The 23,194-nt window shown below is 61.9% G+C and carries 20 protein-coding genes, 1 tRNA gene and 1 pseudogene; 18 read left to right on the top strand and 4 right to left on the bottom strand.

Features of this window, described 5'->3' with window-relative positions:
• Position 1 precedes the first annotated feature (1 nt).
• The 5 genes from VA613_RS10085 to VA613_RS10065 all read left to right on the top strand — a co-directional run bounded on the left by VA613_RS10085 (position 2) and on the right by VA613_RS10065 (position 3,196).
• The gene (locus tag VA613_RS10085) at positions 2-1,234 is read left to right on the top strand and encodes a cytochrome b (protein ID WP_324778884.1); all 1,233 of its coding nucleotides are present in this window, start codon (positions 2-4) and stop codon (positions 1,232-1,234) included.
• Between the two features lie 2 nt (positions 1,235-1,236).
• Positions 1,237-1,962 carry a cytochrome c1 gene (locus VA613_RS10080; RefSeq protein ID WP_324778883.1) on the top strand — a complete coding sequence of 242 codons (726 nt, stop codon included), beginning with the start codon at positions 1,237-1,239 and terminating at the stop codon, positions 1,960-1,962.
• Positions 1,963-2,063: 101 nt separating this feature from the next.
• Entirely contained in the window at positions 2,064-2,663 is a 600-nt protein-coding gene (locus tag VA613_RS10075; protein WP_324778882.1) for a glutathione S-transferase N-terminal domain-containing protein, read from the top strand.
• 13 nt (positions 2,664-2,676) lie between these two features.
• On the top strand, positions 2,677-3,078 hold the full coding sequence (locus VA613_RS10070) for a ClpXP protease specificity-enhancing factor (protein ID WP_324778881.1): 402 nt from the start codon (positions 2,677-2,679) through the stop codon (positions 3,076-3,078).
• Positions 3,079-3,120: 42 nt separating this feature from the next.
• A tRNA-Thr gene (locus tag VA613_RS10065) sits at positions 3,121-3,196 on the top strand.
• Positions 3,197-3,264: 68 nt separating this feature from the next.
• Here VA613_RS10065 and VA613_RS10060 read toward each other — a convergent pair.
• From VA613_RS10060 to VA613_RS10045, 4 genes are all read right to left on the bottom strand, one after another.
• Positions 3,265-4,161: a PEP-CTERM sorting domain-containing protein gene (locus VA613_RS10060; RefSeq protein ID WP_324778880.1), complete on the bottom strand. Its 897-nt coding sequence runs from the start codon at positions 4,159-4,161 to the stop codon at positions 3,265-3,267.
• 312 nt (positions 4,162-4,473) lie between these two features.
• Complete coding sequence (locus VA613_RS10055; protein WP_324778879.1) at positions 4,474-5,790, bottom strand: sigma-54-dependent transcriptional regulator; 1,317 nt, start codon at positions 5,788-5,790, stop codon at positions 4,474-4,476.
• Positions 5,790-7,370 carry a two-component system sensor histidine kinase NtrB gene (locus VA613_RS10050; protein WP_324778878.1) on the bottom strand — a complete coding sequence of 527 codons (1,581 nt, stop codon included), beginning with the start codon at positions 7,368-7,370 and terminating at the stop codon, positions 5,790-5,792. The genes VA613_RS10055 and VA613_RS10050 overlap by 1 nt, the downstream gene beginning before the upstream one ends.
• Positions 7,367-7,594 (bottom strand): PP0621 family protein, encoded by a 228-nt coding sequence (locus VA613_RS10045; protein ID WP_324778877.1) that lies wholly within the window; start codon positions 7,592-7,594, stop codon positions 7,367-7,369. The genes VA613_RS10050 and VA613_RS10045 overlap by 4 nt, the downstream gene beginning before the upstream one ends.
• Positions 7,595-7,847: 253 nt before the next feature.
• Between VA613_RS10045 and VA613_RS10040 the strand changes: the two genes are divergently transcribed.
• The 13 genes and pseudogenes from VA613_RS10040 (at position 7,848) to xrtB (ending at position 23,193) form a co-directional block, all read left to right on the top strand.
• Positions 7,848-8,561 carry a PEP-CTERM sorting domain-containing protein gene (locus VA613_RS10040; protein ID WP_324778876.1) on the top strand — a complete coding sequence of 238 codons (714 nt, stop codon included), beginning with the start codon at positions 7,848-7,850 and terminating at the stop codon, positions 8,559-8,561.
• A gap of 67 nt (positions 8,562-8,628) precedes the next feature.
• Positions 8,629-9,318: a PEP-CTERM sorting domain-containing protein gene (locus VA613_RS10035; RefSeq protein ID WP_324778875.1), complete on the top strand. Its 690-nt coding sequence runs from the start codon at positions 8,629-8,631 to the stop codon at positions 9,316-9,318.
• A gap of 237 nt (positions 9,319-9,555) precedes the next feature.
• The gene (locus tag VA613_RS10030; protein ID WP_324778874.1) at positions 9,556-10,938 is read left to right on the top strand and encodes an undecaprenyl-phosphate glucose phosphotransferase; all 1,383 of its coding nucleotides are present in this window, start codon (positions 9,556-9,558) and stop codon (positions 10,936-10,938) included.
• Between the two features lie 268 nt (positions 10,939-11,206).
• Positions 11,207-11,566: pseudogene (locus VA613_RS10025) on the top strand (sugar transferase); the annotation flags it as partial.
• Positions 11,567-12,471: 905 nt separating this feature from the next.
• Entirely contained in the window at positions 12,472-13,173 is a 702-nt protein-coding gene (locus tag VA613_RS10020; RefSeq protein WP_324778873.1) for a PEP-CTERM sorting domain-containing protein, read from the top strand.
• A 408-nt stretch (positions 13,174-13,581) separates the two neighbouring features.
• The gene (locus VA613_RS10015; protein WP_324778872.1) at positions 13,582-15,597 is read left to right on the top strand and encodes an outer membrane protein transport protein; all 2,016 of its coding nucleotides are present in this window, start codon (positions 13,582-13,584) and stop codon (positions 15,595-15,597) included.
• Positions 15,598-15,892: 295 nt separating this feature from the next.
• Positions 15,893-16,861 carry an EpsD family peptidyl-prolyl cis-trans isomerase gene (locus tag VA613_RS10010; protein WP_324778871.1) on the top strand — a complete coding sequence of 323 codons (969 nt, stop codon included), beginning with the start codon at positions 15,893-15,895 and terminating at the stop codon, positions 16,859-16,861.
• 116 nt (positions 16,862-16,977) lie between these two features.
• Positions 16,978-17,637, top strand: a complete 660-nt coding sequence (locus tag VA613_RS10005) for a CAAX prenyl protease-related protein (RefSeq protein WP_324778870.1) — start codon at positions 16,978-16,980, stop codon at positions 17,635-17,637.
• Positions 17,634-18,890, top strand: a complete 1,257-nt coding sequence (gene epsL, locus VA613_RS10000; RefSeq protein ID WP_324778869.1) for an XrtB/PEP-CTERM-associated polysaccharide biosynthesis outer membrane protein EpsL — start codon at positions 17,634-17,636, stop codon at positions 18,888-18,890. Before VA613_RS10005 ends, epsL begins: the two co-directional genes overlap by 4 nt.
• Before the next feature lie 271 nt (positions 18,891-19,161).
• Positions 19,162-19,956 (top strand): polysaccharide export protein EpsE, encoded by a 795-nt coding sequence (gene epsE / locus VA613_RS09995; protein ID WP_324778868.1) that lies wholly within the window; start codon positions 19,162-19,164, stop codon positions 19,954-19,956.
• Positions 19,957-19,966: 10 nt separating this feature from the next.
• A complete protein-coding gene (gene epsF, locus VA613_RS09990) occupies positions 19,967-21,355 on the top strand; it encodes a chain length determinant protein EpsF (RefSeq protein ID WP_324778867.1) in 1,389 nt (462 codons plus the stop codon).
• A gap of 43 nt (positions 21,356-21,398) precedes the next feature.
• Entirely contained in the window at positions 21,399-22,289 is an 891-nt protein-coding gene (gene epsG, locus VA613_RS09985) for a chain length determinant protein tyrosine kinase EpsG (protein ID WP_324778866.1), read from the top strand.
• Between the two features lie 4 nt (positions 22,290-22,293).
• Positions 22,294-23,193 carry an exosortase B gene (xrtB, locus tag VA613_RS09980; protein WP_324778864.1) on the top strand — a complete coding sequence of 300 codons (900 nt, stop codon included), beginning with the start codon at positions 22,294-22,296 and terminating at the stop codon, positions 23,191-23,193.
• Position 23,194 lies beyond the last annotated feature (1 nt).

Genomic DNA, 23,194 nt, shown 5'->3' with positions numbered 1-23,194 from the left:
AATGTCTGCCCTGCAAAAGCTGGTGGGATGGATCGACGACCGCTTCCCCCTCACCTCCACCTACAAGGCGCACCTCTCCGAGTACTACGCGCCCAAGAACTTCAACTTCTGGTACTTCTTCGGCTCGCTGGCGCTGCTCGTGCTGGTGATGCAGATCGTCACCGGCATCTTCCTCACCATGAACTACAAGCCGGACTCGGAGCTCGCCTTCGGTTCCGTCGAGTACATCATGCGCGACGTCGACTGGGGCTGGCTGATCCGCTACATGCACTCCACCGGCGCCTCGATGTTCTTCGTCGTCGTCTACCTGCACATGTTCCGCGGCCTGATGTACGGTTCCTACCGCAAGCCGCGCGAGCTGATCTGGATCTTCGGCGTGCTGATCTATCTCGCGCTGATGGCCGAGGCCTTCCTGGGCTACCTGCTGCCCTGGGGCCAGATGTCCTTCTGGGGTGCGCAGGTGATCGTCAACCTGTTCGCTGCCGTGCCCTTCATCGGTGAAGACCTGTCGATCTGGATTCGCGGCGACTACGTCATTTCCGACGCGACGCTCAACCGCTTCTTCGCGTTCCACGTCATCGCGCTGCCGCTGGTGCTGATCGCCCTGGTCGCGGTGCACCTGGTCGCGCTGCACGAAGTCGGCTCCAACAACCCCGACGGCATCGAGATCAAGAAGAAGAAGGACGCCAATGGCATCCCGCTCGACGGCATTCCGTTCCATCCCTACTACACGGTGAAGGACATCGTCGGCGTGATCGTCTTCCTGATGGTCTTCTCGGCGATCGTGTTCTTCGGTCCGACGATGGGCGGCTACTTCCTCGAAGCCAACAACTTCATCCCGGCCGACCCGCTGAAGACCCCGCCGCACATCGCGCCGCTGTGGTACTTCACCCCGTTCTACGCGATCCTCCGCGCCGTGCCGCCGATGTTCGGTTCGCAGTTCCCCGGCGTCGTCGCGATGGGCCTGTCGATCGTGCTGATGTTCTTCCTGCCCTGGCTCGACCGCGGCAAGGTGAAGTCGATCCGCTATCGCGGCCCGATCTACAAGATCGCGCTGGCCCTGTTCATCGTGGCGTTCGTCGGCCTGGGTTATCTCGGCCTGCTGCCGCCGTCCCCGGTGGCCACGATCATTGCCCAGACGTTCTCGGTGATCTATTTCTTGTTCTTCCTGTTGATGCCTTGGTATACCGCGATTGACAAAACCAAACCGGAACCGGAAAGGGTGACTGGCTAAAAATGAAACGCTTGAAAAAATTTCTGTTGCTGCTGGTTGCGGTGCCCGTCATCGCGTTTGCCTCCGAGGAAGGGCCGCCTCTCGACAAGGCGCCGGTCAACCTGTCCGATCACGAGTCCCTGCAGCGCGGCGCCCGCATCTTCGTCAACTACTGCCTGAACTGCCACAGCGCGTCCGCCATGCGTTACGCGCGCATGGAAGACCTCGGCCTGACCGAGGAGCAGATCAAGGACAACCTGATGTTCGCCGCCGAGAAGCCGGGCGAGACCATGACCGTCGGCATGAACAAGAAGGAAGCCAAGCTGTGGTTCGGCTCGGCGCCGCCCGACCTGAGCGTCGTTGCCCGTGCGCGCGGCTCCGACTGGCTGTACACCTACCTGCGCAGCTTCTACCGCGACGATTCCCGTCCCACCGGCTGGAACAACGTGGTGTTCGACAAGGTCGCGATGCCGCACGTCCTGTGGAGCCTGCAGGGCGAGATGGTCCCGGTCCGGAAGAAGGAAGGCGATCATGAAGTGATCGAGCGCCTCGAACTGGCCAAGCCGGGCAGCGTCACGCTGGCCGAGTACGACGCCATGGTCGGCGACCTGGTCAACTACCTGACCTGGATGGGCGAGCCGGCCCAGCTCGAACGCAAGAAAGTCGGCCTGATCGTGCTGGCATTCTTGGCGTTCTTCTTCGTGGTGGCCTATTACCTGAAGAAAGAGTACTGGAAAGACGTCCACTGAACCCGGCCACGCCGTTCGCCAACAGCCGGACAGTGTCCGGCTGTTGGCGTTTTATGCCTTAACAGAAGCAACACCTGGAACACGATAGGGAGCCCCCCGCCATGATGACCCTGTATTCCGGCAGCACCGACCCCTACAGCCACCGCTGCCGCATCGTCCTGTACGAAAAGGACATGGACTTCGAGATCATCGATGTCGACATGCACAACAAGCCGGAAGAAATCGCCAGCATCAGCCCCAGCGGCAAGATGCCCGTGCTCGTCGAGCGCGACCTCGTCCTCACCGAATCGAACATCATCAACGAATACATCGACGAGCGCTTTCCGCATCCGCAGCTGATGCCGCCGGATCCCGTCATGCGCGCGCGCGCCCGTCTGGTGCTGTTCAACTTCGAGCACGACCTGTTCAGCCACGTCAACACGCTCGAGCACAGCCTCAGCAAGGCATCCGACAAGGCGCGCCAGGAGATCCGCGACAGCCTCTCGCAGCTGACGCCCATCCTCACCCGGCAGAAATACCTGATGAACGACGAGTTTTCCATGCTCGACGTGGCCATTGCCCCGCTGCTGTGGCGCCTCGAGCACTACGGCATCGAACTGCCGAAGGTCGCCGCGCCGGTGCTGAAGTACCGCGAGCGCCTGTTCAGCCGGCCCGCGTTCATCAACGCGCTCACGCCCACCGAGAAGGCGCTGCGCAAGTAAGGCAGGGCGGACCGTGGCCGAAATCTCGACCAAGCCCTACCTGATCCGCGCGCTCTACGAGTGGTGCAGCGATTCGGGGCTGACGCCGCAGCTGCTCGTCGCGGTCGACGCACGCACCCGCGTGCCGCCCGGCTACGTCAAGGACGGCCAGATCGTGCTCAACATCGGCGCCGCCGCGACGCGCAACCTCACGCTCGACAACGACTGGATCCAGTTCTCCGCCCGCTTCGGCGGGGTGTCGCACGAGATCGCCATCCCGGTCGACCGCGTCGCGGCGATCTTCGCGCGCGAGAACGGCCAGGGCATGCACTTCGAGCCGACCGAGGCCCCCGGCCCCGAGCAGACGCCGCCGCCGGCACCCGGCGAGCCGCCGGCGCCACCGAAGGGGCGGCCGTCGCTGAAGGTCGTCAAGTAATCCGTCGAAGCCGCATGCGGCATGGCTATAATGTCGGCCGTCGCCGCTTTAGCTCAGTTGGTAGAGCAACCGCCTTGTAAGCGGTAGGTCGTCAGTTCGAATCCGACAAGCGGCACCATGTGATCCATGCAAAAAGGCCAGTCTTCAGACTGGCCTTTTTGCATGGGGGCAGTGCGCTTGCGCCGATCAGGCCGGCATCCGGCTCCGCCTGCGCGCGGCGGCGCCGACGAGGGTCAAGCCGACGGCCATCATCGCATAGCTTGCGGGCTCCGGGACGGGGGCGAGGGTGTGCGCACCGATCAGGGTCTTCGGTCCGACAGAGGTATCCGTCATGGACGTCACGACCGGATCGTAGTAGTCAGTCTGTGCGTACAGGTTGAAGTCGCTGATGGAGACATTGTCGGGAGCGTAGACATAGGCGACAAAATTCTGTGAAACTCCGGCGAGGAGCTGGAAGGTGGTCACCGTATCGTACGTCGAGCTGTAGGTGCTGTAGGTCGAATCGATCAGGCTGGTCGTTGTCGTCGCCGAAAGGGAAGACGGCGCCGTGCTTCCGAAGTAGAACGAAGCCAGGAGTGGGGCGCTCGACCCCAGCGGCGTGGTGATGGCGTTGAAGGCACCCGACGCGGACAGGCTGAACGCCAGGGACGTGTTGACCGTCGATTGGACGCTGCCGGTCAGCTGAATCCACTTGTCCCCGGACTTGTTGGTTCCGGACGAGCTGACATGGATCGACAAATCATCCCGATGCCAGGTGGTCTGGTCCCAGGTGGCCGTGGTCGTCAGGGTTTCGTAGTCGTAAGCCAGGCCGGCCGTGGTGGTGGTCGGGGCGATCTGGACTTCGCTCGTCAACGTGCTGGTGGTTGCCGAGACGTAATTGCTTATCGTTGTATACGCGAAGCTGGTCGTGACGTCCGGGCCGGACGTCGTGGTCATTCCCCCCAGGTTGCTGCTATTGGTGACGACATTGGAGGTCGAGAGGATGGGCGACGTCGCGTGAGCGCCGCCTGCAGCGATCAGCGAACATAAGGCCAGCATACACGACCGGCGCACAGGCGCACGCGTGGTGACACGAGAACTCATGGGGCTCCTCCTTGGGTGAATTCACTTGTTTGAAGCAAGGCTGGGCGCTTTGTTGTGTTGCCGCGTCTTGTCGGTATCGTGGGCAGCCGGCGCTTTGAGTAGCATGGAATGTGCCAGGAGGGGCGCGATGGCTGAAAGGCGTGCCATTCATGGGGGCGCGCGAGGTGGGCCGGGGCGCTTGCGCGCCCGGTGTAAAGTTTTCCGACGCTTGCACACGGGGTCGGCCGTTGGCCACGGGAGGAAGCGAACGGAACGGGCGCGGCGGACGGAAACGCTCAGGCGCAGGTCGGGCGTACGTGCGGGGCCGCCTACTTACTCGATGCCGAGCCGCTCCAGCCGGTAGCGCAGGCTGCGGAAGGTCACGCCGAGGAGGCGGGCGGCGGCGGTCTTGTTGTAGCGCGTCTGCTCCAGCGCCTCGAGGATGGCGGCGCGCTCGGTCTGGTCGAGGTAGTCCTGCAGCGGATACTTGCTCCCCGGCGCGGCGGCCGTCGGCGGCAGCGCCGGCGCGAGGTTGAGGTCGGCCGCCGTGACGTGCCCGCCCTCGCACAGGGCCAGCGCGCGCTCGAGCGTGTTTTCGAGCTCGCGCACGTTGCCGGGGAAGGCATAGGCGCGGAGCGCCTGTTCGGCGTCGCGGTCGAGCGCCACGTCGGCGCCGCCCAGGCGATCGAGCAGGGCGCGCGCGAGCTGCGGGATGTCCTCGGTGCGGTCGCGCAGGCTCGGCATCACGAGCTCGATCACGTTCAGGCGGTAGTAGAGGTCCTGGCGGAAGCGGCCGGCCTCGACCAGCGCCGACAGGTTCTGGTGCGTTGCGCTGACGATGCGCACGTCGACCGGCTCCTCGCTCGTGGCGCCGACCTTGCGGACCTTCTTCTCCTGCAGCACGCGCAGCAGCTTCACCTGCATCGACAGCGGCAGGTCGGCGACCTCGTCGAGAAACAGCGTGCCGCCGTGGGCCGCCTGGAAGAAGCCGTCGCGGTCGGCGTCGGCGCCGGTGAAGGCGCCCTTGCGGTAGCCGAAGAACTCGCTTTCCATCAGCGTCTCGGGAATCGCGCCGCAGTTCACCGCGACGAAGGGCTTGTCGGCGCGGCTGCCGAGGCGGTGGATCAGCCGGGCCGCGAGCTCCTTGCCGCTGCCCGATTCGCCGGCGATGTGGACCGGCGCCTGGGTGCGCGCGAGCTTGGCGATGCGCGCGCGGATATCCTGCATCGCGGCCGACGCGCCGATCAGGTCGCGCGTGGCGTCTTCGACCTGCGCCGCCTCGGGAATCTTCAGCGCGGACTTGACCAGCGTGCGCAGCTGGTCGAGCGCGACCGGCTTGGCGAGGTAGTCGAACGCGCCGGATTTCAGCGCCGCGACCGCGTTGCCCGCATTGCCGTAGGCGGTGATGACGGCCACCGGCACCGGCGTGGCCAGCGTGCTGGCGGCCTCGATCACCTGCAGGCCCTCGCCGTCGCCCAGCCGCATGTCGGTGAGGCACAGGTCGTAGCGCGTCTGCGCCAGGCGGGCCTGGGCCTCGGCCACGCTCGCCGCCCGGTCGGTCTCGAGCCCCATCTTCACCAGCGTCAGCTCCATCAGGTCGAGCAGGTCGGGCTCGTCGTCGACCAGCAGGATGCGCGGAATCTTCGCCATCAGTCGCTTCCTCCCAGGCTCAGGCGGAAGCGCGCGCCGCCCGTGCCGGGCACGTAGGCGAGCCGGGCACGATTGGCCTCGGCGAGTTCGCGCGCGAGGAAGAGGCCCAGCCCGGTGCCCTGTGCGTCGGTCGTGAAGAAGGGCTCGAACAGCTTGCCCAGGTGCTCCGCCGCCAGCCCGGGGCCGTCGTCGGCGAGGTCGATCTGGACCGTGTCGCCGGAGGTTTGCGCGCTGACATGCAGGCTGCCCGGCTGCTTGCGGCTGTAGCGCCAGGCATTGCGCATCAGGTTCCACACGATCTGGCGCAGGTGGTCGGGGTCGAACTGGAAACGCAGGGTGTCGGGCATGCTGACAATGACGGCGTCCGCGGGGATTTCTTCAGCTTGGCGCAGCTCGTCGACCAACCCCGCGAGCGCCGCGGCGTCGAAGGTCGCGGGATTGAGGCGGTCGCGCCGGTTGAGCGTCAGCACCTCCTCCACCAGCCGGTCCAGGCGGCGGGCGTTGTTCTCGATGATGCCGGCCAGCCGCGTGCCGGCGGGATCGTGCGCTTCCTCGCGCAGCAGCTGGGCCGCGTGGCTGATGGCCGACAAGGGATTGCGGATTTCGTGCGCGATGTTGGCCGTCAGCCGGCCGAGTGCGGCGAGCTTCAGTCGCTGCGCCGCCTGCGCCGCCTGGGTCTGGTCTTCCAGCACCAGCACGCGGCTGTCGTCCGGCGTGGCCAGCGGGATGCAGCGCACGCGCAATTGCGCGGCCGGGGCGGTGAGACTGGCCTCCGTGCCCGGGCGCACCTGTTCGGCCAGCCGTGCCAGGTCGGGCGCGCAGTCCGCCAGCCGGGTGGTGCCCGGCACCACCGGCGTCGTCACGCCCAAGAGCGCCAGCGCGCGCGGGCTGGCGTGGCGCACGACGCCGTCGCCGCGCACCGCCAGCAGGCCGTCGGGCGAGTTCTCGATCGCGAGCGCGTTGATGCGGTTGAGCAGCGCCAGCTCGTCCGACTGCTGCTGCGCCAGCCGCTCCGAGCGCAGCGCGCGCTGCGTCAGCGCGTGCGCGAGGAGGCCGATGGCGAAGTAGCCCGCGCACAGCAGGCCGACCTGGAAGAAGCTGTCGGCGACCTCGCGTCCGCCGAGAATGCTGAAGCCGTGCTGCAGCAGCACCGCGATCGACGCCATCGCCGCATACAGCAGGGTCAGCCGGCCGCTGCCGACCAGCCCGCCGGAGGCGACGGAAATCGCGAGCAACAGGCCCATCCCGCCCGCCAGCTGCGAACTCGTCGTCATCAGCAGCATGACGACGACGATGTCGGTGGCGATGTGCGCCGTCAGCTGGATCTGGAATCCCGGCCAGCGTGCGCGGATGCCCAGCACGAACAGCGCCGCGATGACGAGATAGGTGTACGCGTAGCCCTGGAAGCGCTCGCCCTCGCCGGCGCGGAACAGGTCGGAGCCGCCGAACAGCAGGCCGCTGAACACCAGCGCGACCGCCAGCGTCAGCCGGTACAGGTTGAAGTAGTCGAGGCTGCGCCAGTGCGAGGCGAAATAGCCCGGCGACGGCGGGCGCGGCAGGGCGGCTGCCGGGGCGTTCATTTCTTGCCGAGTTGCTGGTGCTCCGGGGTGCAGTAGAACTCGCCGCCCGAGTAGATGGCTTCGCTGCGCGGCAGGTTGACCCCGCACTGGGCGCACTTCACCATGTCCTCGGCGGCGCGTGCGCGGGGCGGGGGAGGCGCCTTGCCGGACAGCGAGCGCTGGTAGTCGCGAAAGATCCACCAGGCCACGACCCCGATCACAATCAGCAGCAGAAACTTGATCACGCCAATCCTCCCGAAAGGGCGCTCAGCATAGCATGGTGCCGCCCCGCGCCGGCGCTGCCCGCCCGCCGGTCGGGCACCCGAACCTGTCGGTTTTTTTTACACCTCGCCCGGCCGAAATTGCGCAGTGCGCGTCATGAATATAAAAACACGGATAAAACAACGACTTACCGCATGTCGGGTATTCGACAGTTTCCGGGTGCGCGAATTGCTAGTCAGGCAGGCAGTGCATTCACGCGGTTCGACAACGACAAACATGCTTACGCTTCGTCAAGTATTCTCCGGCATCTCGCTGCTGGCTGCGGCGAGTGCCGCACAGGCGGCGATCATCACGCTCAACGGCGACCATTTCACCGTCACCTACGACGAGGCGCTGGTGAGCCCGCTGTTCGGTTCGGGTGCCTTGTCCGGTTCGCTCGACACGCTGTATTTCCAGCCTACCGCGTTCAACGCCTTCGGCGCCGGCGCGTCGGCCGCCACCAAGGCCTCGCTCCAGTTCACCGTCGCCGTCGATTCCGGCTATGCCTTCGCGGGCCTGGCCTTCAGCGAATGGGGCAACTACTTCCTGTCCGACGGCGGATCGGCCAGCGCGGCGGCCGTCGTGCAGGCGACGAACAGCGCAACATCCGACTCCGGTACGCTGAATCTGACGCCGGGGTCGCCGCTCGACGTCGCGGGGGGAACCGCCAACTGGGCGCTCTCCGGGCTGATCTCGCCGACGGGGCTCGGTTCGCCGCAGAGCCTGCTCGTGAGCCTCGGCGACCAGGTCGGCGTCGACCCTTCGGCGGGCGGGCTGGGCTACATCGAGAAGAACTACGTCGGCTTCAGGATCATGACCCAGGCGCAGTCGGTTCCCGAACCCTCGACCGGGGCGCTGCTGTTCGGCGGCGTGCTCGCCGCGCTGCTGGCGGGGCGCCGGCCCCTGGGCGGGCCGCTGAAGAAGCGTATCGAAGATTCACGCAAGGCGTGATGCATCACCGCAGCAACCGGGCCGCGGAGCGCCCGGGCAAATAACCAAAGAGGCAGGAGGAGCAACAATGAGGAGCAACATCAAAGCCGCGCTTGTCGCGCTGGGGATGGGCGCAGCCGCGCTGAGCGGCCACGCGTTCGCCATGACGACGCTGACCGGCACCCAGGTCAGCTACACCTTCGACGAAACCACGCTGGGCAAATTCGGCACCGCCTCGCTGGTGGGAGACGACCTGGTCTTCACGCCTGCGACCGGCGGCTTCCTGGCGACGGGCACGACGCCGGCGACCCAGGCGGTCAACGTCACGGTCACCGCCAAGTCGGGTTACCTGCTGTCGGCCTTCACCCTGAACGAGAATGGCGGCTACACCCGGCCCACGTCGAGCGACACCGTCTACCTCGGGGGGGCGTTCAGCGCCCTCGACATCGAGGGCACGACCGCCAACAAGCTCTCCACCCCGATCGCGCCCAGTGCACCCCTGGGCGTCACCGGCACCGGCATCAACGGCAACTGGACGTCGCAGTCGGGCCTCACCTTGCCGGGCACGGGCTGGGGCGGGGCGGACGGCCTCGTCCAGAGCGTCAGCCTGACGATTTCCAACCAGCTGTTTGCCGGCGGCGCCGGGCAGATCTGGAAGAACCAGGTGGGCGTGGCCGCCATCGCCACGCCCGTCCCCGAAGCCGACACCTATGCGATGTTGCTCGCCGGCCTCGCCGTGGTCGGCTTCATGACACGCCGCGCCAGTCCGGCAGTCTGACAGGGTCCGGCGCACGGATGCGGCTCCCGGACGGGGGCCGCATTTTTTTTGCCGCGTGCCGGCGCTGGGTGTCGCGTTGCCTCAAGTTGCGGGTAGCGGTGCCGTATAGACGTGAACCCCCGGCGGAGGATTTATGCTGCATAATCCGCCGACGCGCGCACGCGCCGTGCGTGAGGAAACCGATAACGCGCCTGCCCAAGGCCACAACAAACCGCAGCGCGCGATGCGGATGGAGTGATGACGAACCACAACCAGTGGCTGTTCCGGCAGCAGCTTTCCGTCGTATCGCTGACCAAGATCCTGCTCGACCCCTTCGTGGCCGTGCTGGTGCTGATTGGTTGCACGCTCTATTTCGGCGAGGACTTCAACGGCCCGTACCCGATTCTCGCCCTCATTGTCTTCACCCTGACCTTCCCCGGCAAGTGGCCCGAAGTCACCCTGCGCGCGTTCTGGAACGAAGTCGTCATGCCCTGGTTCTTCCTGTCGGGGCTGATCCTGCTGTTCGGCTACTCGACCGGCTACCTCGACTGGTTCCCGCCCGACCTCGTCATGGCCTGGATGCTCGTCACGCCCGTCGCCATGTTCGTCGCGCACCGCGTCGTCCGCAGGATCCTGCCCCGCCTGCTGCTGCTCGAAGGCGGGCGCCGCCGTGCGCTCATCGTCGGGGCGGGGCACCTGGGAACGGAGCTGCGCGGCCGCTTCGCCAATGACAGCGCGCTCGGCGTCGACGTCGTCGGCTTCTTCGACGACCGCGCGATCGAACGGACCGAGCTCACCGATCCCCAGAAACTGCTCGGCAAGCTCGCCGACATCCCTGCCTACGTCAACCGCAATGGCATCGACCTCGTCTACATCACCCTGCCCATGGCCTCGCAGCCGCGCACGATGAGCCTGCTCGACGCCCTGCGCGACACCACCGCCTCGGTCTACTTCGTGCCGGACATCTTCGTCTCCGACCTTATCCAGGCGCGCGTCGATCACATCCACGGCATGCCCGTGGTGGCGCTGACCGAGTCGCCCACGCTCGGCGTGTCCGGCATCGGCAAGCGCATCAGCGACATCGTCATCGCCAGCCTCATCCTGCTGCTGATCTGGCCGGTCCTGCTGGTGCTGGCCATCGGCGTCAAGCTGTCGTCGCCGGGCCCGATCATCTTCAAGCAGCGCCGCTACGGCCTCGACGGCCAGGAAATCCTCGTCTACAAGTTCCGCTCGATGAAAGTCTGCGACGATGGCGATGTCATCAAGCAGGCCGGCCGCGCCGACCCGCGCATCACCCGCTTCGGCGCCTTCATCCGCCGCACCTCGCTCGACGAGCTGCCGCAGTTCATCAACGTGCTGCAGGGGCGCATGAGCGTCGTCGGCCCGCGCCCCCACGCCGTCGCCCACAACGAGCAGTACCGCAAGCTCATCAAGGGCTACATGCTGCGCCACAAGGTCAAGCCCGGCATCACCGGCTGGGCACAGGTCAACGGCCTGAGAGGCGAGACCGAGACCCTCGACAAGATGCGCGCCCGCGTCCAGTACGACATCGACTACATGCGCAACTGGTCGCTCGGCTTCGACCTCATGATCATCGGCAAGACCCTCGCCGTCGTCTGGCGGGACCAGAACGCCTACTGAGATTCAAGGCGCGTTGTCCCCTGCGCGTTCGCCTCGCCCTGAAACCCTTCGACTACGCTCGGGGCAGGCTTGTCGAAGGGCGGGTCGCAAATGTGTGTGGAGTTCTGCCCACCATGCTGGGGCCTTCATCCGTCGTTCCGGTAATGCCGGTCGGAGTAGGGTGGGCGCAGCCCAGGCGGCAGACGGGCAACGAGGCCCGGCTACCCGACCCTGTCGGTCCACCGGCACAAATTCCGCTCCACGCGCGTGTGCGAGATGGCGATATCATAAGCAGGCTGGGCGCGGCGACTCCCGCATCACCCCTTTCGGCGCCTTCATCCGTCGTACCTCGCTCGACGAACTGCCGCAGTTCATCAACGTCCTGCAGGGCCGCATGAGCGTCGTCGGCCCGCGTCCCCACGCCGTCGCCCACAACGAGCAGTACCGCAAGCTCATCAAGGGCACCATGCTGCGCCACAAGGTCAAGCCGGGCATCACCGGCTGGGCCCAGGTCAACGGCCTGCGCGGCGAAACCGAGACGCTCGACAAGATGCGTGCTCGTGTCCAGTACGACATCGACACCCTGCGCAACGGGTTGCGGCGGTTCGATCTGATGATCATCGGCAAGACCCTTGCGGTTGTCTGGTGAGACAGGAAGTTTACTGAGCGTTAAGACGCCGCCTGCAAGATAGGGGCAGCTAGACTCACGTGGGCTGGTCTGCAGAATTAGCCTGTACGGGCATGACCTTCCGGGGCATGCAAGGTAATCCTGCAGGCAGGCTTTGAAGGCTGTCACGGGCGCAATAGCCGTTTGCTCCTGGGCAATCAGGTTTGATTTAAATTGGGAATCGTACGCGTCCACGGACGCATGCCGCCAAACGGGGCTCGCGTATTGTGGACGGCTACCCTGTTCGGACGGAACGCTTCGAGGGCCAGGCGCCGTTAATGGCCAAACCTTACGGTATTCAGCGGCTAACGTGAACGGAATTCCTTCTTGTCGCTTGCCCGTGTGTTTCGAACGGTCCGGTCGACGATTTTCGGGCAGCTCGATGCAATGTCAGCCAGGCAGCAGCGGCGCAGGACCGGGCAAACAGAAGGGCCCGTGGGCCGCGCTCGCGGGCCAAAACGCAGCTTATAGCAACATTAATAATACTAATTGTATATGTATTGTCGATAAATTTTACACATTGCCAGCTTTGTACGGAATTGGGTTAAGCAACTGTTCTGAAATGACTATATGACTCGGCGCACGCGATAGAGCTTGGGTGCCGGCCTGGATGAGCCATCCTGACCGGCCTTGGATGGTTGAATTTGTCGGTTTTTTTTACACGGATGGTCCTAACCTACTATTCTTTTTGCTCGAAGGAACCAAATTCAATCCTTAAATGCTTGATATGTAAGCCCATAAGTAAATCTCGCGCATAGCTGGAACGGCCATTGCTAGGTGAGAGTCGCCGCGAAGGGATTTGTTCGGTGCCGGATGTTGCGCACCGTGTGGCAGGAGGATGTAGGTGTTGTTTCGATCGATACTTTCTACACGAGGAGATTTATAAAATGAACTTCAAGAAAACCATGTTTACCTTGGCAATCGGCAGTGTCGGCGTCATGGGTGCGATGAGCGCTCATGCTACTGCTGTTAACAATGGCGATACGCTGACCATTACTGCTGGCGCACCTATTTATACGAATATTCCTGGTGTTGGCAACTTTCTGACTGGCTATTCCGGCTCCTGGTTCGGTATGGATACCAATAATAATGGCATTGAGCAAAACGAAAAGACCGCCTTGTCTGCGGCCAATTCGCCCGGACTCGTGATTGGTCAAAGCAGCGTTGCCGGCCCCTATGGCAATGGTCTCAGCACTGTAGGTTCGGCGGGCCCGATTGTTGACACTTGGGGCTTCTTCAGCTCGGCGGGCACCAACTTCGTCACGAACGCAGCCGGTGTTACCGGTAGTACTGAAGCAGGCCTTGACATGAGCGGTTGGGCAGTTGCTTGGAACAACGTCCCGTACATCAACATGGGAGCCGGTGCTGCCGCTACCTTTGTCTGGGATGGGGTGTATGATCACGCCTACACTCTGGATTATTCGGCGTCGGTCCCGTCTGATTCGCCCGCCTTCCCGGGGGTGTTCTACCAGTTGCACATGGAGGGCACCGTGACGCAGGCCGTTCCGGAGGCGTCCACCTACGGCATGATGCTGGCTGGCCTTGGTCTGGTCGGTTTCGCCGTGCGTCGTCGCAAAGCTACGATCTGAGCATAGTAACGTGGCCTTGGTAACTTAAGGGCTGATGAACAAACAGGGGCGAAAGCCCCTGTTTTTTTGAATTATCTCCCGCCGGGTGACCCGCGCATTCGCTGGTGTCCTCGCGGCTCGCTGGCATTACGAGTCGCATTCGTGGTAGCGGGGTGCCGATGTTATGTGCCCAGCTGGGCCAAGAAACCATGGCTAAACAGGGATGTTGGTGCTGCCATGATGGCTGAATAAATGAATTGGACAATGGATGGATTTTTCTTGGGTTTGGCAACTCGTCTTTGGGTTACCATCCAGGCAGAAACAAAGGGTAAGCAGGCGTAAGTGTCATGCCCCCCTATATAAAGAGTTAATGGCACCATTGAGGTATCGGTTGCATTAACAAGAATGAGTAACTTGGAGGAGAATTTTGTGAAGCATTCCGCATTTCGCCTGGCAGCACTGACTGCCGCCCTGATTCTGACGTATGAGCCGGCTCAGGCCACGAACGGCCCCCTCATGCCGGGGTTCGGCTATCGTGCGGTTGGCATGGGGGGCGTCGGCATCGCCTATGGCCGTGATTCGCTTTCGCAGGCGGCGAACCCGGCCAACATTGTCAATACCGGCATGCGTGCGGACATCGGGGTCGGTATCTTCAACGCCGAACGGCATGCCTGTACGGGTACCGGCACAGGGCTGATCCGTTCGGTCACTATTCCTGGGGTGGGGACATTTTATCCTTCATGGTTCACGAGTTTGGGCTTCGATGGATGTTCCGAAAGCGATAACAAGTACTATGTGATGCCAGAAATGGGCATGACGATGCCACTGACCGAGCAACTGCATGTCGGGATGGCCTTTGTGCCTTACGGCGGTGGCGGGACTTCATATCCGTACAACTTCTTTTCCTGGGAAACGGGAACGGTTGACACGCCGTCCGCAGACAAGAAGCTTGGGGTGGACTTGATGATCCTGCAAGCGCCCGTTACCGTGGCCTACAGGATCAATGACAACCATTCTGTTGGGGCGTCGCTGGCGTTTGCGGCCAGCCGCTTCCGGGCGTTTGGTCTTGACGCTTTCGCTGCATTTGACGATACGGCGCCATCCGGGGTCACCACGATCACATCAGACCCTGCCCATGTCACCAACCAGGGTTTCGATTATGCCTATGGCGCTGGGGTCAAGTTAGGTTATCTGGGCGAGTTTCTGGATAATAAGCTCACCGTGGGCCTAGTCTACAATTCGCGGACTTACATGACCAAATTCGACAAATACCGGGGTCTGTTTGCCCAGCAGGGTGATTTCGACCTTCCGGAAAGTTATGGCATTGGTCTCGCGATCAAACCCATCAAGAATCTGGTGCTTGCTGTCGATGTGCTGCATGTAAAGTTTTCCGATATTGCTGCTCTCGGCAATCGTGGGCCGGGCACATTCCCTGGAACGACAAGTGCTACAAACCTGCAAGGTCTGCCTTCCCATCTTGATAAATCCAAAGAGCTGGGGAATGACAATGGCATGGGCTTCGGTTTCAAGGATCAAACAATTTACAAGCTGGGCGTGCAGTACGGCGTGAATCAGCGGCTACAGGTTCGGGCTGGATATAACTATGGCAAGAACCCAATCCCTGATGATCAATTGACCTTTGCCACGCTGGCGCCTGCCAACACCGAAGAGCATTATTCGTTGGGTTTTACCTACAAAGCGAGCGAGGAACTCGAAATCACTGGGGCGTATATGTACGTTCCGTCGAATCCCCAGCGGTCGCCGCTGCAACAGAACATCGTTGGTGCGGCCACGATCGACATGCACCAGAATATTTTTGGGGTGACTCTGGGCTGGGTGCTTGATCCTGGCAAGACTGAATACGGCGATGCCCCGATGGATGCGCTGGACCCGACTGGAATTTATATGGGATTTGGAATCGGGCAGTCAAAAAATAATGACTGGGAACGATACTCCACGGATTTTGTGAATTCATCTTTCGGTTCGTCTTCACCGGCCTCGGCGGACAAGAGGAGCTTGGGTTTCAAAGTGTTTGGAGGGTATCAGTTCAGTAAGTATTTTGGCGTGGAAGGCGGTTTTGTCGATTTCAACGATAACAAGGCCTACGGTACTTTGACGGGGCCCGCCAGAACTGTTTACACGACCGCCGAAAACGACGCTTGGACGCTGGCGGCGGTGGGTACGCTTCCTGTGACCAAGCGCGTTTCTGTGTTTGCCAAAGTAGGCGCAAGTAGCTGGAGCTCGAATTTGAAAACCATCTCCGCGACTGCAACCGGAAAAACAGCATCTAAAACCAAGGGGACCGATGGCTACGACGTGTTCTATGGTTTGGGTGCAAGTTACGCGCTTATTGATAACGTAGACCTGCGGGCCGAAGTAGAGCGCTACAAATTCGACAACCTGGATATCGATTTGATGACGGCAGGCTTGGCGGTCAAGTTCTAAGCCGATCAGCTTTTTTGGGTCGGTCTGGATGACAAGAGGGCGATTGCGCCCTCTTATTTTTTACAATAACAATCTCAAGGTTTGGACAAGCCGCGGCAAAAGGGTGCCACCTTTTTCTATCGTGGTTACGGTAAGTCTTTTGCTATGCCAGCATAAAAAAGCGTAAACGTCGCATTCAAATTTTTTCACTCATTTAGATGTGTATTAGTGCACCCGCATTCATCACCGACAGCATGCATCGTGTAACATTCGTACCACATAATTTCCAATAATCTGGATGAAGAGGACGACAAACATGCAAGGTTTGAAGAGGCTGTATCTCCCGTTGCTGATCGCTGCGCTGATCGTAGGTTGCGGTGACAAGAAGGACGGGGCAGCAAAAGAGGAAAAGCCGACCCAGGTGGCGGCCAAGGTCAACGGCACCGAACTAACGGTGTCGCAGGTGAACTTCGCACTGCAGCGTATTCCCAATCTCGACAAGGATCAGTCCAAGGCGGCTTCGTTGCAGGTGGTGCGCAATCTGGTGGACCAGGAAGTTCTGGCGCAGAAGGCGCAGTCCGAGAAACTGGATCGTGATCCCACGGTGGTGCAGGCGCTCGATGCGGCGCGCCGCCAGATCATGGCCGAGACCTACATGAGCCGCAAGCTGGGCACGCCGGCGGAGCCGACCGATGCAGAGATCTCCGATTACTTCAATAAGCATCCGGAGCTATTCACCAAGCGCAAGATTTATCGTCTGCAGGAACTCGCGATCAAGGCGCCCAAGGACAAGCTGGAGGCGATTGGCGCCCAGTTGCGGGCCTCCAAGTCGCTCAACGAGTTTGTCGACTGGCTGAAGACCGAGAAATACCCGGCCCAGGCCTCGCAGGTCGTGAAGCCGGCCGAGCAGTTGCCGCTGCCGATGGTGGCGAAGCTGTCGGAGATGCCGGACGGCCAGGCCATGATCGTGAACACGCCTGAAGGCATGACGGTGATTGTGTTGGCCGATTCGCAGCTGCAGCCGGTGACGCTGGAGCAGGCCAAGCCGGCCATTGCGCGCCTGCTGCAAAACGAGGCGCGCCAGAAGGCAGCCAAAGCCGAACTGGACAGCCTGAAGGCCGCCGCAAAGATCGAATACGTGGGCGAGTTTGCCGATGCGGGCAAGGAGGCGACAGCCCCCGCCGAGCAGCCCGCCGCAACCGCGCCTGCAGCTCCGGCCAAGGATGCCGCCGCACCCGCCGCTGATGCCGATGCGATCAGCAAGGGCGTTTCCGGCCTGAAGTAAGCAAGGAGCAAGGGGCAAGATACAAGAGACAGGGTGTTCGTGAGCGGGAGGATTCGCTCGCCTGTCTTGGCTCTTGCTTCTTGAGCCTTGCTTCTTGCGTTTTTCGACACGTGTCCATGTCTCCCATATTCGTTCGCAGCCTGCCGTTCGGGCTGTATATCGTCCTGCTTGCACTGGAAGGTCTGTTGCAGGGCTGGGCGCCCGGCTTCGATGTGCGCTGGCTGTATCCGGTGAAAGCCGGATTGGTCGCGCTGGCGCTGGCGGTGCTGTGGCGCCATTACACCGAGCTCAAATCATATGGCCTGCCGCTGAAGCATCTGCTGCTGTCACTGGTGGTCGGCTTGATTGTGCTGGTGCTGTGGGTCAACCTCGATGCAGGGTGGATGCTGTTGGGCGAAGCGGGCAAGGGCTACAATCCCACCGACGCGTCCGGCAACATCGATTGGCTGCTGGTAGTGTTTCGCATTGCCGGCGCCGTGCTGGTGGTGCCCGTCATGGAAGAGCTATTCTGGCGCTCCTTTCTGCAGCGCTGGGTGCAACAGACCGATTTCCTGGCGCTGGACCCTGCACGGATCGGTTTCAAGGCGCTGCTCATCGCCAGTGCGCTATTTGCCGTCGAGCACGTGCAGTGGCTGGCTGGCCTGGTCGCCGGGCTGGCGTATGGCTGGCTGTATATCCGCACCCGCAATCTGTGGGCGCCGATCATTGCGCATGGCGTCACCAACGGTGCGCTGGGTGCGTATGTGGTGGCCACGGGACACTGGAGTTTCTGGTGAAGCGTGCGCTGTCGCTTGTGGGGATGGCGCTCGGCGTGGCGCTTGCCACGCCCGCCCACGCGAAGGAGGGCGATACCTTCCGCCCGTTCGTGTCCTACGGCTGGTTCTACGACAGCAACCTGTTTCGCCTGGCCGACACCGAAAGCCCCGGCACGCCGCGCCCGGACCGCTACAGTGTCCTGAGCGCCGGGCTGAACGTCGACTGGAAACCGGGGCGGCAGGAAGTCGTCGCCAATGTGACCAAAACCCGCGTTCGCTACGACCGCAATTCGATGTTCGATTCCGACGGCAATGACTACAAGGGCATCTGGAACTGGCACTTGGGAAACCGGCTGAGCGGCAATCTGGGCGCATCCGAATCGCTCAGCCAGAGCAATTTTGACAGTGTCGGACAGGTCAATAACCTGGTCACGCGCAAGCGCCGCTTCGGCCGCGCCGACTGGGAGTTCCACCCGCGCTGGCGGATCGGCGGGGGCATCGATGATGCGGACTACACTAATAGCGCCCCTTCGCTGGCTTCGCAGGATGTTCAGCAGCAGGCGCGCGATGTTACGTTGACCTACCGCACGCCCAAGGGCAGTACCCTGCGCGCGCAGGTGAGAAGGGTCGACGCTGAATATCCCATCGCACAAGTTCTGCAAGCCTTCATTTTTCCCTTCCCTCCTTTCCCTGTCATTCCTGCCGAAGTAGCGGACAACAGCTACAGGCAGACTGAATACAATCTGCTCGGCGACTGGTCTGTTTCCGGCAAGCTGAAACTGCACGGGCAGGCGGGGTGGGTCGATCGCCAGTACGAAAACGTCCTGCGGGGGAGTTACAACTATTATGTGCCGCAAACCAAGCAGCGCCCCAATTTCAGCGGCTTCATCGGTCGCCTATCGGGCGACTGGTACGCTACCGGCAAGACGCTGCTTAGCTTCTCCGTCTACCAGGAACTGGGTGGTGCGCAGGATATCAACGCCAGTTCGGTGCTGAAGAAAGGCGCGAGCCTGAATGGCGTGTGGCTGATGCGCGAAAAATGGCGCCTGAATGCCGGCGTGACTTTCGAAAACCGCGATTTCAAAGGCGATCCGGGAACAACACAATTGCAACGCAACGACGACACCTTTGGCGAATCGCTTTCGGTCAGTTATATGCCGATCCAGGCTGTGTCGGTGGACGTCGGCGTCAGCGCAGGGCGGCGGGATTCCAACAAATCTGTCGAGGATTACAAATTTCACATGGTGTTTGCCAACGTAAGGGCCGATTTCTAAGGGGCTATCATCGTCAGGTGGTTGCGGGTATGGGTTTTGCATTCCAGCAATGCTTGAAGCCGAGTGGGCGATTTGAACCATGGACAAGGTTAGAATGGCCGCCAGTTGCGTTGCCCCGGACTGGGCTACTGTTTCACAGGCAGCAGGATTTAAGACAGTAGGTTGAGCGTAGTTCACATGGCCATCAGCCAAGAAGCCGATGGTCTGCAAAGAAAATAATTCAGGCAGGACAGCAGCTGGCTATTGGAGCGGCCGCCGATTGGAGAGAGCAATGATCAGGTTGTGGCGTAGTGTGTTGATGCTTTGCGCGTTGCTGCTGGCAGCACCCGCGTGGAGCGCGGATAGCGATTACCTCATGGGAACGGGCGATGTGCTGCACATCACCGTATACGGGCAGCCCGATCTCACCACCGATGCGCGCGTGAGCGAGACCGGCACCATCACTTTCCCGCTGATTGGTGACGTCAAGATGGCGGGCATCACCCCCGCCCAGGGCGAGACCGAAATTGCGGAACGGCTTGGCAAGGGTGGTTTCATCATCAAACCCTTTGTCACCCTCAACGTGGTGCAATACCGCAGCCAGCACATTTCGGTGCTGGGCCGTGTCAACAGGCCCGGGCAATACACGCTGGAAAAAATCAGCCGGGTGACCGATGCGCTGGCACTGGCCGGCGGCATCATCATCGACGGCGCAGATACCGTCACTTTGGTGCGCACGCGCGACGGCAAGACCACCTACCACGACATCGACATGGTCGCCCTGTTCAAGCCGGGCGGCGAAGCCAGCAACGAACTGATCCAGGACGGCGACATTATCAACGTGGCACGCCAACCGATGTTCTACATCTACGGTGAAGTTCAGCGCCCTGGCGCGTTCCGCCTGGAGCGGAACATGAGTGTAGTGCAGGCGCTGTCGCTGGGCGGCGGACTCACCCAGCGCGGCACTCAGCGTGGCATCAAGATCCTGCGCCGCGATGCGAAGGGGACGATGCAGGAAATGGACGCCCAGTTGGGCGACCCGGTCCAAAAAGACGACGTGATCTACGTCAAGGAAAGCCTGTTCTAAGGAACCCGCAATGAACTTCACTCAATTCCTGCTGATTCTGAATGCGCGCAAGGCGATCATCCTCAGTGTGCTGTTGCTGACCGTTGCCGTCACCACGGCGGTCAGTCTGTTGCTGCCCAAGCAATACACCGCCACCACTGCGCTGATCATCGACTCTAAAAGCAAGGATCCTCTAACAGGTCAGTTGATGCCGTCGCAGATGTTTCCCGGCTACATGGCGACGCAGGTCGACGTTATCCAGAGTGCGAATGTCGCGCAAAAAGTGGTGCGCGAACTGAAGCTGGCGGATAGCCCCGGCACACACGAGCAGTTCATGGAGGCGACCAAAGGCAACGGCGACATCAATCAATGGCTGGCCGACCTGCTTCTGAAGAACCTCAGTGTGGAACCCTCACGCGAATCCAACGTGATTTCTGTCGCGTTTTCTGGCTCCGATCCGCGATTCTCGGCAGCGATTGCTAACGCTTTTGCCAAGGCGTACATCGAGACCAGTATTGACCTGCGCTTGGCGCCGGCCAAACTGACCGCCGCCTGGTTCGATCAGCAAATTATCGAGTTACGCCAGAAACTCGATGATGCACAGCAAAAGCTCACTGCTTACCAACGCGAAAAGGGCATAGTCGAATCCGACGAAAGACTGGACGTGGAGACCCGACGTATGGGCGATCTGGCCAGCCAGATGGTCGCCGCGCAATCGGCGGCCTTCGATGCCGGCTCGCGTACGCGCGACAGCGCCAGCCTGCCGGAAGTGATCAATAACCCCGTGGTGCAAGGCCTCAAGGCGCAGGTCTCGCAGGGCGAAGGCAAACTGGCCGACCTCGCCAAGCGTGTGGGGGTGAACCACCCCGATTACCAGCGCACTCTGGCCGAGGTGAACAGCTACAAGACCAGGCTCGCCAACGAACTCAACCTCGCGACGCGCGGCGTGGGCGCAACGGCTGGCGCTGCAAAACAACGCTACAACGAGTTGAGCACCGCATTCGCCAAGCAAAAGGCCACTGTCCTGGCACTCAAGCAGCAGCGCGAAGAGGCCTCCTTGCTGGCGCGCGATGTGCAAAACGCCCAACAGATATACGATTCCGCCCTGCAGCGCTATGGCCAGAGCCGCATGGAAGCCCAGTCCACGCAGACCGACATTGCCGTGTTGAATCCGGCCGTTGCCCCCACCAAGCCTTCCAAGCCGAAAGTATTCCTGAACATCCTGCTGTCGCTGTTCCTGGGCACTATGCTGGGCGTGGGTATCGGATTTTTGGTCGAGTTGCTGGATCGGCGCGTGCGTTCCGGACAGGACCTCGCCACCGGGCTGGATATTCCGGTGCTGGCAGAGGTCACCAAGAAAGGTCGCCGCCTGGAAGCCCTGCACCGCATGTTCCGTCGCAACCGCCCCGCCATGGCTTGATCGCCAGCGAACCAGATACCACACCGGATAAGCCGAGGTTCACATGAATTCAATTACCAGTGTCAGCGAACAGGGCAGCATCGTCGAAGCGGCTGCAACCAGCATCCGGGCTGAAGCCAACATCGGCAAGCTGCTGCAGGATGCCGGCAAGCTCAAGCCGCAGGACATGGAGCGTGTGCTCAAGTTGCAACAGGAACAGAACCTGCGCTTCGGCGAGGCCGCGCAAAAGCTCGGTCTGGTGACCGAGGCCGACATCCAGCAAGCGCTGTCGCAGCAATTTGAATACCCCTACATTCCCGCAGCCGAGGCCAGCCTCAATCCCGAACTCACCGCGGCCACCGCCCCCTACAGCAAGGAAGCCGAAGCACTGCGCACCGTGCGTTCCGAACTGTTGCTGCGCTGGTTCAACGAGGGACGCAAAACCCTGGCAGTCGGCAGTACAAGCGCCGATGAAGGCGCAAGCTACCTGGCCGCCAACCTGGCCGTGCTGTTTGCTCAGATGAACCGCAAGGTGCTGCTGATCGATACCAACATGCGGCAGCCGCGCCAGCAGGAGATATTCCATCTGGGGAACGGCATGGGGCTTTCCGACATCCTGGCCGACCGTGTGCCTTCGCTGCAGGTGCACTCGGTCAAACCCTTCCATACGCTGGCCGTTCTGCCCGCCGGCTCGCCGCCGCCCAATCCAGCCGAATTGCTGGCACGCCCGGCTTTCGGCGCGCTCTTGTCCGGCCTGGAAACCAGCTACGACATCATCCTGCTGGATACTGCTCCGTCGCAGCTCACTTCGGACTTCCAGGTGGTTGCCGATCGCGCCGGGGGCATGCTGATCGCTACTCGCCGCAACGTCAGCCGCTTGGCTCCGCTAGCCGAGTTGAAAGAAAAAATCCTCTTCACCGGTGCGCAAGTGGTCGGTGCTGTCGTCCTGGATTGATGTGATGAATACGCTTGCCTCGCGCGCGCCCATTCTCGACGCGCTCGCCCCGCTCAAAACCTGGTGGCCTGTGGTGCTCGGTCTGCTGGTGCTGTATGTGCCCACCTACTGGACTCTGGCGCACGGCATCTGGAATACAGAAGAGCAAGCGCACGGTCCCATCGTGCTGGTGGTCGCCCTGTTCCTGGTCTGGCAGAAGCGCGCCGTGTTCGTGGCCGACAACTGCAAACCGCCGACGCGCGGCGAAATGGCAATCGGTTGGGCACTGCTTGCTTTCGGCTTGCTTGCGTATGCATTGGGGCGTTCGCAGGACATCCTGATATTCGAGATCGGCTCCCAGATCCCGGTCATCCTTGGAGCGCTGCTCATTACGGTAGGCACCAGGGCCGCCCGCGCCTTGTGGTTTGCGCTGTTCTTCCTGGTGTTCATGATTCCACTGCCGGGTTTTGTCGTCGATGCCGCCACCGGCCCGCTCAAGCAATATATTTCGATCATCGCCGAAAACGTCCTGTATGCGGCAGGCTATCCCATCGCGCGCAGCGGCGTCACGCTCACCGTGGGTCCCTACCAGTTGCTGGTGGCCGACGCCTGTTCGGGCCTGCATTCCATGTTCAGCCTGTCGGCCATGGGTTTGTTGTACCTGTATCTGATGCAGCGCACCAGCGTCGCGCGCAACCTCATCATCATGGCCGCCATCCTGCCGATCGCATTTGCCGCCAACATCGTGCGCGTGATGGTGCTGGTGTTGATTACCTATCATCTGGGCGATGAAGCAGGGCAGGGCTTCCTGCATGGCTTTGCCGGCATCATGCTGTTTATCATCGGTCTGCTGTTTTTGTTTGTGCTGGACTGGGTGTTGGGCTTCATCTTCCCAGACCGTCCGCGTGCACAGACGCGGCCCTGAT

Origin of the sequence: Thiobacillus sp. SCUT-2 (assembly GCF_035621355.1) — a bacterium.
GTDB lineage: Bacteria > Pseudomonadota > Gammaproteobacteria > Burkholderiales > Thiobacillaceae > Thiobacillus > Thiobacillus sedimenti.
Note: the sequence above shows the minus strand (reverse complement) of the source record. Positions and strands in the feature narration are given on the sequence as shown.